The organism is Nocardia sp. NPDC004722 (genome assembly GCF_053601505.1).
Genome location: NZ_JBSGBY010000024.1, coordinates 23,706 through 30,222, shown reverse-complemented (window position 1 = coordinate 30,222; position 6,517 = coordinate 23,706). Strand labels below are relative to the sequence as shown.

Below are 6,517 nucleotides of genomic sequence, written 5' to 3'. Positions count from 1 at the left end.
CCGTCCTCGTACGCCTCGAGCTCCATGAGCGCCTTGTCGGTCTCGATCTCGGCGAGGATCTCGCCCGCCTTGACCTGGTCGCCGACCTGCTTGAGAAACAGCCAGAAGGCCAGCATCAGGCGTGCGCCGAGGGCCTTGCTCAACGGGCCGTAGCGCAGCCACAGCACCAGCGGCACCAGGCAGATCCAGTGGTGCGACCAGGAGATCGGCGCGACCATCATGCCGAACAGCTGCACGATGAGCAGCAGGCCCAGCCGGTCGTCGGAACGCAGTGCGCGCCAGGCGAAGAAGGCCAGCACGGCCGTCACCAGCACGGCCGATTTCCACACCAATCCCGACCCGATGTCGTGCCCGGCGATGCGGGAGAGCGCCCCGCGCAGCGACTGATTGATCACCGAACCGACCGGCCCGATGCGATGCGGATCGTCGACCAGTTTCCCGAAGTACTTGCCGGTCTCGTTCGGCGTGAGCAGGTAGGTCAGGCCCATGGTCCCGAAGAAGGCCGCCGCCGAGGCGAGCACCGCCAGCCATTGCCGCCGCGCCACGAAATACAACCCGGTCACCGCCGGGGTCAGCTTGATGCCCGCCGCGACGCCGACCAGCAGGCCCGACAGCCACCACCGGGTGCTGCGCGCGGCGAGCATGGCCAGCAGCACGATGAACACGTTGACCTGGCCGTAGTCGAGGGTCGAGCGCACCGGTTCCAGCCACAGGCCGCCGGCCGTCCACGCCACCGCGGCTGTGCGCCATGACTTTTCGTGCATGGCCTCGCGGCCGACCATCATCTCGAGCGCGATCCACACGATGCCGAACAATGCCGCCGCGGTCGCCAGCAGCCAGCCGACGGCGACGACGTCGAAGGGCAGGAAGTGCAACGGGTACAACAACAATGCCGCGAACGGTGGATATGTGAACGGCAGCGGAAATTGTGGGGAACGACTGGAATCGGTCCACTCGTAAAGATTTCCGTGGAAGAGGTTCGCCGCCCCTTCGACGTACACGTGCAGGTCGACCAGGATCAGGTTGCTGGGGAAGAACAATGCCCACCACAGACGCAGCAGGATCGAGATGCTGAGAGCGGCGCAAGCCAGCCAGAGACGTCGATTCAACGCACGAACTTTCGAGCCGGATGGATCACCGACCGAAGTTCACGGCTGGCGAGAACGCCTGGCGGCGCGCCGTAAGCGTAAGTACGCCAGCGAATTTCGCGCGCACCCCAAATGCCCGGGCACCAGGTCCCGGGGCACTATTTTTTGGGGCATAGGTGTTTCAGATCGAGTCCTCGACCCTCACCTCACCGATCGCAGGGCTCCTGTTCGGTGGACCGGTCGACGGGCCGCGCCGCCTCGAGCCGCCCGGCGCGAATGATCCAGACATAGAAGACGAGCACGCCGATCACGTCCACCGCGCCCAGCCAGGACAGGATGCCCGGCCGCGAGATGGTCCAGATCGACTTCTGGAAGAACCCGAGCACCCACGGCACGCCGATGAGCGTGACCACCAGCCAATACCCGGCAATCACGCGGGCGCCCGCCTGCCGCCGCAGCGGACCGTGGATCAGCCACAGCACCACCGGGAGCAGCCAGATCCAATGGTGCGACCAGGAGATCGGCGACACCATCAGCCCGAACAGCTGCACGATGAGCAGCGTGCCCAGCCGATCGTCGGAAGCCAGTGCGCGCCAGGCGAAGAACGCGAGCACGGCCGTCACCAGCACCGCGACGATCCAGACCGGCCCGGACACCACATCGTGGCCGAGCAGGCGGCTGAGCGCGCCGCGCAGTGACTGATTGGACGAGGAACCGACCGGCCCGATGCGGCGGGCGTCGCCGAGCAGCTCCCGGAAGTACTTGTTGGTCTCCCCCGGCGAGATCGCGTAGGTCAGCCCGATCGTCCCCGCGAAGACCACCGCGGACCAGATCGCCGTGACCCACCGCCGGCGCGCCACGAAGTACAGACCGGTGACCGCGGGCGTGAGCTTGATGCCCGCGGCCACACCCACCAGCGCCCCCGACAACCACCAGGAAGCGCTGCGCACCGCGAACATGGCCAGCAGCACCAGGAACACATTGACCTGGCCGTAGTCGAAGGTGGAACGCACCGGCTCCAGCCACATGCCGACCGCCGTCCACGCCACCGCGGCTGTGCGCCACCGCTCTTCGCGCATCCCGTCGGTGCCGACCATCATCTCGAGCGCCAGCCACACCACCCCGAACAGCGCCGCCACCGTGGCCAGCAGCCACCCGATGGCGACGACCGAGAAGGGCAGGAAATGCAGCGGATAGAACACGAGCGCCGCGAACGGTGGATAGGTGAACGGCAGCGGAAAGTCTGGCGTCTTGCTGGAATCGGTGTAGTCGTAGAGGTGCCCGCTGCCGAAATTGGCCGACCCGTCCACATAAACGTGCAGGTCGACGAAGTTCATGCCGTTGGGCAGCAGCAGTACCCAGGCCAGGCGGGCGAGTACCGAGATGCCCAGCGCCGCGACGGCCAGGCGACGGTATTGCCTCGAGGGCAGCGTCCGAATGAGATTCAAGGGCAGCGTCCAATTCAAGGGACGTGTCGATTCACGGCACGGACTTTCGGCTCGGGGCGGATCGCCTGCCGGAGTTCACGGCTGGCGAATGCGGCGTGCGGGAGCGAGCCCAGCGTAGTCGTACGCGCGGCGACCGCGTGCACCCGGACGCGGCTGTCGCGCGCGGGCGGCCGCGATCTCCCCCGCATCATGGCTATCCCGCTGTAACATTTGCATCACCGACCACTTCAGTAACAGGCTTTCTGGTCGCTCGTTCGATAACGTCAGCTGATCTAGTTCGCCAAGATCGCGCCGTGGCTGTACAAGTCGGCAGCCCGGTCCCTAGAGTGGCGCGGAGCGATGGCTCCATCGCCGCTAGATGGTCCCTGAAGGTAAGGACGGCTACACCAGTGCTTCGCACCCGAGGATCGCGGTTCGCAATGTCCGCAGTGGCCCTGGCGGCCTGCGCCACCGTCGCCGTGCCGACGGCGTACGCGAAGCCCGCGCCGGTCCAGAACATCTCGTCGATTCCGATGATCCCCGAAGGGGTTCCGGTCGACGCCCTGGCCTCGCTGGTGCCCGCCATCATCGGCGCCGCGGCCGGTCCCGCCGACATCGCCGACGCGGGCCCCAAGAACGCCATCCTGGCCCAGGCCAAGCAGCTGCTGGAGTCCAGCAACCTGCCCGCCCAGGTGAAGACCACCCTGCTCGCGGTCATCACCTTCCTCGACGGCAGCGGCGGTGGCGGCCCGGACCTCCCGAAGGACGGCCCGGTCATCGCCCAGTTCCTGTGGCCGACCATCGGCAAGGGCTGCATCTCCTCCTCCGCCGACTCGGTGGGCACCGCGCTGGCCGTCCCCGGCCCGGCGCAGCTGCCCCCGCCCGGACCCGCGCAGGGCCAGGCCGGTTTCGTGTTCACCGCGCTGGGCACCAAGCAGCCCACCGACGCGCAGCCCACCCCGATGACGGTGCAGTGGCTGAACCTGGACACCCGTGCCACCGGGACCATGAACCTGACCAACGAGCAGCACATCAACCCGGACGGCCCGGCCACGCTGTCGGCCATCGCCAACACCGGTTCGGGCCGCGTGGTCGCCGTCGTCTCGGGTTCGCTGACCACCCAGGCCGATCCGGAGTCGCAGCCGATCAGCTGCAACTTCCTGCCGACCATCGGCTTCTTCACCGTCACGTAGCGATCACTCGCAGGTAGCGAAGATTTCCGCCCCCACCCTCCCCCATGATCGTCAGGGGAAGACGGGGGCGGCTTCGTATGCAAGGCCGGGATTGTGTGGTAGACCCGAGAGCATGGCCGCTGTGACTCACCCTGTGCGGGGACTGCATTCGCGCCGATCGATCCTCTCGATTCGTTCGGAGGGATCGATCCTGTCGATCGGCTCGGCCTATTCGATCCTGTCCATCGGCAGCGTGGGTTCGGTGCTGTCGATCGGGTCGGTGGGCTCCTTCGGCTCCATCATCTCGTCGGCTTCGTTCGGCAGCCTGGGCTCGGCGTTCTCCGGACTGTCCCGCTGGTCCATGTTCTCCTGGGCCGGAGACCGTCAGGCGTTCAGCGACGGCCGCGACGACGAACCGAACGACCGTCACTTCACGCTGCGCGTGGTCCCGGAAGAACCCGACCTGGCCTACGACACCACCTGCCACTGCCAGACGTAGCGAACTACCACCACTGCCCGTACTGCGGGGCCAGTACGGAGTTGACGTCCACCGAGATGCCGCCCACCTCGCGCTTGTCGATCTCGAACTGGTGCAGGTGGGCGGCCGGGTGGACGTATCCCTTGGGCGTGCCCCAATTGTGCTGCCAGTAGAACGAACCCAGACCCGCGTCGCGAATGTTGTCGATCGTGGGTGAGTTCGCGTAGACGCCGACTCGACCCCGACCCAGGACCGTCTCCCAGCCGCGCAGGTACGGGTCGATCATCGATTCGAAGTCGTCGTCGCTGGGGTTGTCGTCGATGGACGCGTAGATGGGCGCGTTGTCGGGTCCGCCCGCCGCCTTGTGCAGCACCAGACCCCGCGCGGCGTGCCGCAATCCGGCCTCGAGGCCGCCACGCCAGTCGGCGGTCGGGCCTTTGCCGAACTGGTAGCAGGAGACCACCGACAGTCCCGCGGCGCGCAGCGCGTCGACCTCGCGGGCCAGCAGCGGCTTTCCGGCCATCCATTCCGCGCCGGGTCGCCGATCCGAAACGTAGCGAATGACGCCGAGATGGCCATCGTCGCTGATGGATTGGGGTGACGGGACACCACCCGCGTAGTCGAGCAGGGTGCCGAGCGACTGCTTCTTCGCCTGGGCGGTGGCGGGCGGGAGGGCCAGTCCGGCGGTGATTCCGGCGGCGAGAGCCGTTGCGCCGGATAGGAAGTTCCGTCGATTGACATGGGCAGGACGCATCACGGGGCTCCTTCGCACACACTCGCTGGTCGAACTTGCCGGTGTGAGAACGACGGAGGCCCTGCCTCACATCTGACCGGTTGGAACAACTACATGCGGCGTGCCCGGCGCACCTTCCCCGATGACAAACAAGATCATCCGTGCGCCGGGAGCCCTAACGCGCCCTCATTTCACCATATTCACATTGGAATCGCCAGACACATCGGGCACAGCGGCACCATATGTCACATGCCCACGAAACCGGGCAGCCTGGAGAAAGCAGTAAACCCGCAGCTATCAGACTCGCGTGGAGTCCAGGCGCGCGCCCACATCGATGGTCCGGCGCGACACGTCGGCCACCTCGGAACGCACCACACCGGCCACCTGCGCGGCGATCTGCTTGCGCATGCCCGCGAGCTTGCCCAGCGCTGCGGCCCGCCAGCCCTGCGCGGTCATCTCCAGATCGATGTCCCCGGCCCGCGGCGGCACCGCGTCGATGACGATCAGCAACGGGTCGGCGGCGCGCGCGGTGAGCGCCACCGGCACCTGCACCTCGGCGCGATATCGATTGGTCTGCAGCACGTCCACCGAGATGTCCAGGCTCACCGGAATCATCAGGTCGAAGCGGACCAGGGCGGGGTCATGGTGGTTCGCGCCCGCCGCCTCCGCCGCCACTCGCGCCGATTCGGCCGCGGTGGTGGGCAATTCGGCGATCCGCGGCTCCGGCCGCGCCGCGACGGTCGGCGGTCCCGCCTCGGCCACCCTGGGCAGTCGCACGCTGCCCTGCACCCACACCTCGGCCTTGTTTCCGGGCCCGGTGCGCAGGGGACCGACCTCGATGGCCTTGCCCGCCATCGACTCGACCACCTCCTGCACCCGTTCCGCGGTGACGATGCGGGTGAAGAAGCGGCGGCCGAACTCGTCGTAGCCGATCCACTCGTGGGTGGGCCGCCCCCGATACGGCGAGTTGGTGCCGTTGAGGATGGCCTCCACGTCGAAGGTGCGCCCGCGCTGCGAATCCGGGTCGGCCAGAATGCCGTTGATACGACCCGCGACCTCGCGCTGCACCAGCTGCGCGATCGGGTTGAGCAGCACCTCCCACGCGGTGCCGATGGCCTGCGCGCGCATGACGAAGCTGACGTCGCGTCCGGTGACCGGGGGAATGTCGATGACGATGAGCAGCGGGTCGGCGGTGCGGGCGTGCATGGTCAGGTCGATCTCCACGACCGCTTCCAGCCGCAGCCGCTGCCCGCCGAGGGTGACGTCGACCCGCAGCTTCACCGGGAGCATGACGTCGAAGTGCACGTGCGGCCCGCGCCGGATGACCGTGGGTTTGCCGATGCTGCCCTTGGCCACGAATCTGGCGAGTCCGGCCGGGCCGATACCGAAGGGTCCGATGGTGATGCCGCGCCCGGCCACGCTGGAGACCGCGGACTCGATCCGGGATTCCGTCACCGCCGCCGCCACGAAACGTTCGCCGAATTCGGCGTAATCGATCCAGGTCGGTTCGTCGGACAACGTCATCCAGCTGCTTTCCTCGGGCGGGGACCCCTGTCCTGCCGATGAGGGGGCAGCAGGACAGGGATCAATCGGTAGCGCTGCCGGGCGCTACCGAAATC

6 protein-coding genes are annotated in these 6,517 nt (G+C 67.5%); 2 read left to right on the top strand and 4 right to left on the bottom strand.

Features of this window, described 5'->3' with window-relative positions; genetic code table 11:
- On the bottom strand, positions 1-1,109 hold a 1,109-nt coding region (locus tag ACWELQ_RS05155; protein ID WP_452395754.1), incomplete at its 3' end, for a mannosyltransferase.
- Positions 1,110-1,294: 185 nt separating this feature from the next.
- Complete coding sequence (locus ACWELQ_RS05150) at positions 1,295-2,536, bottom strand: mannosyltransferase (protein ID WP_452395753.1); 1,242 nt, start codon at positions 2,534-2,536, stop codon at positions 1,295-1,297.
- Positions 2,537-2,955: 419 nt separating this feature from the next.
- Between ACWELQ_RS05150 and ACWELQ_RS05145 the strand changes: the two genes are divergently transcribed.
- Positions 2,956-3,708, top strand: coding sequence for an Rv1157c family protein (locus tag ACWELQ_RS05145; protein ID WP_452395752.1), 753 nt, complete (start codon positions 2,956-2,958; stop codon positions 3,706-3,708).
- A gap of 112 nt (positions 3,709-3,820) precedes the next feature.
- Entirely contained in the window at positions 3,821-4,186 is a 366-nt protein-coding gene (locus tag ACWELQ_RS05140; RefSeq protein WP_452395751.1) for a hypothetical protein, read from the top strand.
- Between the two features lie 4 nt (positions 4,187-4,190).
- Here ACWELQ_RS05140 and ACWELQ_RS05135 read toward each other — a convergent pair whose 3' ends face one another.
- Together ACWELQ_RS05135 and ACWELQ_RS05130 are read right to left on the bottom strand one after the other, a co-directional pair.
- The gene (locus ACWELQ_RS05135) at positions 4,191-4,919 is read right to left on the bottom strand and encodes a DUF1906 domain-containing protein (RefSeq protein WP_452395750.1); all 729 of its coding nucleotides are present in this window, start codon (positions 4,917-4,919) and stop codon (positions 4,191-4,193) included.
- 276 nt (positions 4,920-5,195) lie between these two features.
- The gene (locus tag ACWELQ_RS05130; protein ID WP_452395749.1) at positions 5,196-6,422 is read right to left on the bottom strand and encodes a hypothetical protein; all 1,227 of its coding nucleotides are present in this window, start codon (positions 6,420-6,422) and stop codon (positions 5,196-5,198) included.
- Between the last annotated feature and the right edge of the window lie 95 nt (positions 6,423-6,517).